Origin of the sequence: Cellulomonas massiliensis JC225 (genome assembly GCF_000312005.1) — a bacterium.
Taxonomy (GTDB): domain Bacteria; phylum Actinomycetota; class Actinomycetes; order Actinomycetales; family Cellulomonadaceae; genus Cellulomonas; species Cellulomonas massiliensis.
The window spans coordinates 3086091-3089870 of record NZ_HE978588.1 but is presented as its reverse complement, the minus strand read 5'-3'; the positions used below and the strand labels follow the sequence as shown (position 1 = coordinate 3089870).

At 73.5% G+C, this 3780-nt stretch carries 2 protein-coding genes; both read left to right on the top strand.

Translation table 11 applies throughout. The features are described from left to right. A partial coding sequence (locus HGCM_RS18445; RefSeq protein ID WP_019137561.1) for a phosphotransferase enzyme family protein occupies nucleotides 1–785 on the top strand: 785 nt, incomplete at its 5' end. A gap of 258 nt (nucleotides 786–1043) precedes the next feature. Continuing rightward, nucleotides 1044–3780, top strand: a 2737-nt coding sequence (gene ileS, locus HGCM_RS20015; RefSeq protein ID WP_051016094.1) for an isoleucine--tRNA ligase, incomplete at its 3' end; no start/stop codon positions are given.

Here is a 3780-nt window from a genome sequence, read left to right as displayed (position 1 = left end):
CGCCGGCGCTCGTGGCCCCGCCGCGTCGCACGCGGACCGGCGCGCTGTGGGCCGAGCGCTCCGGCGGGCGGCTCACGGTGAGCGCCTGGCTCGACGGCCCCCGCGCCCTCGACGTCGCGCTGACCCCGCCGCAGTGGACCGCGTTCGGGCGGCTGCTCGCGCGGACGCACGCCGTCCGTCCGGAGGCGGCGCCGCACCTGCCGCGCACCGACTTCCGTCCGGGGCGCGCGCTCGTCGCGTTCGACGCCGCGGACCGCGGCACCGCCTCGGCGGTCGTCGACGAGCTCGCCGCCGAGGCCGGCGTGCTCTGGCAGGCGGCGCGGCACCGCCTCCTCGAGGTCCGGACGCGCTCCATCCGGCTCGGCGCCCGGCTGCAGCAGCGCCAGCGCGACGACCCCCGCTCGGTCCCGCTCGTCGTCTGCCACGGCGACCCGCACCTGGGCAACGTGCTCGTCACGGGGCCACGCGACGTCGCGCTCGTCGACTGGGACGACGCGGTGCTGGCGCCGCCCGAGCACGACCTCATGTTCCTGCTCGGCGGCGTGCTCGCCTACGCGCCCGTCACGCCCGAGCAGGCGGCCGCGTTCTTCACCGGCTACGGGCGGGTCGAGATCGACCCGGACCGGCTCGCCTACGCGCAGTGCGTCCGGGCGATGGACGACGTCGCCGACCTGGCCCTCGCCGCGCTCGACCCGCGCGGGTCGGACGCCGGGCGGGCGTCGTCGCTGGACCTGCTCGCGGGCGCGCTGTCCCGCACCGGGATCGTCGACCTCGCCCTCGGCTAGACTCGTCCGCACAGGCGTCGACCCGGCCATCACCGGCGAGCCTCCGGAAGAACGGGCCGGACCCTCGCGGGGCTCTCGCGCGGGGTACGGCCTCAGTAGAACCGGACGGGGCAGGCCCGTCACAGCCGTCGGAGAGTGGTCGACGACCCCCGGGTCGCCGGCAAGCGAGGTGGTACCGCGGCACGCCGGCCGTCCGGCGCGTCCGTCCTCGCGGCCGAAGCGACGCACCCCTGGTGCCGACCACAGGAGACCCGACCGGTGACCGACCGCACGCGCTACCCGCTGCACCGCTCCGACGACGTCGCCCCCTCGCCCGACCTGCCCGCGCTGGAGCGGGACGTGCTCGCGCACTGGGACGCCGACGGGACGTTCCAGGCGTCGATCGACCAGCGCCCGGCGGGGGAGGGCGGCAGCAACGAGTACGTGTTCTACGACGGCCCGCCGTTCGCGAACGGCCTGCCGCACTACGGGCACCTGCTGACCGGGTACGCGAAGGACGTCGTGCCGCGCTACCGCACGATGCGGGGCCAGCGCGTCGAGCGCCGGTTCGGGTGGGACACGCACGGGCTGCCCGCCGAGCTCGAGGCGCAGCGCCTGCTCGGCATCACCGAGAAGGCCCAGATCGAGGAGATGGGCCTGGCCGCGTTCAACGCCGCGTGCCGGGAGTCGGTGCTCAAGTACACCCAGGAGTGGCGCGAGTACGTCACGCGCCAGGCGCGCTGGGTGGACTTCGACCACGACTACAAGACGCTCGACGTGACGTTCATGGAGTCCGTGATCTGGGGCTTCAAGCAGCTGTACGACAAGGGGCTCGCGTACGAGGGCTACCGCGTGCTGCCGTACTGCTGGCGCGACGAGACGCCCCTGTCGAACCACGAGCTCGGCATGGACGCGGACGTCTACCAGTCCCGGCAGGACCCGGCCCTGACCGTCGGTCTGCGCCTGGAGACCGGCGAGCTCGCGCTCATCTGGACGACGACGCCCTGGACGCTGCCCAGCAACCTCGCCGTGGCCGTCGGGCCGGAGATCGAGTACGTCGTCGTCGAGCCGGCCGAGGACTCGCCGTTCGGGCAGGCGCACCCCGGCGAGCGCGTCGTCCTGGCCGCCGCGCGCCTCGGCGCCTACGCCCGCGAGCTCGGCGAGGCGACCGTCGTCCAGGAGCTCACCGGCGCCGACCTGGTCGGCCGCGGCTACACGCCGCCGTTCGACTACTTCCTCGGCCACGAGAACGCCCACCAGGTGCTCGCCGCGGACTTCGTGACGACCGACGACGGCTCGGGCATCGTGCACCTCGCGCCGGCGTTCGGCGAGGACGACATGGCCACCTGCGAGGCCGCGGGGATCGCGCCGGTCGTGCCGGTCGACGCGGGCGGCCGCTTCACGTCGCTCGTCGCGGACTACGAGGGCCAGCACGTCTTCGAGGCGAACAAGGCGATCATCGCCGACCTCAAGAGCGGGACCGGCGCGCTCGCGCGCGTCCCCGAGGGCCTGCGGTCGGCCGTCGTCCGGCACGAGACCTACGAGCACTCCTACCCGCACTGCTGGCGGTGCCGGAACCCGCTGATCTACATGGCGGTCTCGTCGTGGTTCGTGCGCGTCACGGAGTTCCGCGACCGCATGGTGGAGCTCAACCAGGAGATCACCTGGATCCCCGGCCACATCAAGGACGGCCAGTTCGGCAAGTGGCTCGCGGGGGCGCGCGACTGGTCCATCAGCCGCAACCGCTACTGGGGCACCCCCATCCCGGTGTGGGTCTCCGACGACCCGGCGCACCCGCGCGTCGACGTCTACGGCTCGCTCGCCGAGCTCGAGGCGGACTTCGGCCGGCTGCCGACGAACGAGCAGGGCGAGCCCGACCTGCACCGGCCGTACATCGACGAGCTCACGCGCCCGAACCCCGACGACCCGACGGGCCGCTCGACGATGCGCCGCATCCCGGACGTGCTGGACGTGTGGTTCGACTCCGGCTCGATGCCGTTCGCCCAGGTCCACTACCCGTTCGAGAACCGCGAGTGGTTCGAGCAGCACTACCCGGGCGACTTCATCGTCGAGTACATCGGCCAGACGCGCGGCTGGTTCTACACGCTGCACGTGCTCGCGACGGCGATCTTCGACCGTCCGTCGTTCCGCAACGTCATGTGCCACGGGATCGTCCTGGGCGACGACGGCCGCAAGGCGAGCAAGTCCCTGCGCAACTTCCCCGACCCGGTCGAGATGTGGGACGTCTACGGCTCGGACGCGGTGCGCTGGTCGCTCATGGCCAGCTCGATCCTGCGCGGCGGGAACCTCATCGTCGCGGAGGAGGGCATCCGCCAGGAGGTCCGCCAGGTCCTGCTCCCGCTGTGGAGCACGTACTACTTCTTCACGCTCTACGCGGGCGCGGCGAACGACGGCGCGGGCCTGCGTGCCCGCCGGGTGGACGAGGGCGGCGCGCGCTCGCTCGCGACGGCCGACCGCGACCTGCTGGCGCGCACGCGCGAGCTCGTCACCCGGGTGACGGCGCTCCTCGACGAGTACGACATCTCGGGGGCGTGCGAGGCCGTGCGCCAGCACCTCGACGTGCTGACGAACTGGTACGTGCGCACGCAGCGCCAGCGGTTCTGGGACGAGGACCAGACGGCCTTCGACACGCTCTGGACGGCGCTGGAGGTGCTCACGCGGGTCATGGCGCCGCTGGCGCCGCTGGTCTCGGAGGAGATCTGGCGGGGCCTGACCGGCGGCCGCAGCGTGCACCTGACCGACTGGCCGACGCCGGAGGAGATCGTGACGGCGGAGGGCCTCGGCTCGGCCGACCTCGAGCGCGACGGGGTCCAGGGCACCGACTTCACGGACGCCGAGCTCGTCGCCGCGATGGACCGCGTCCGGGAGATCGTCTCGACGACGCTCGGCCTGCGGAAGGCGAACGGCCTGCGGGTGCGCCAGCCGCTGCGCGAGGTGCGCGTGGCGATCCCCTTCCCGGAGCTCGCCGCCCCCTTCGTCGACCTCGTCGCCTCGG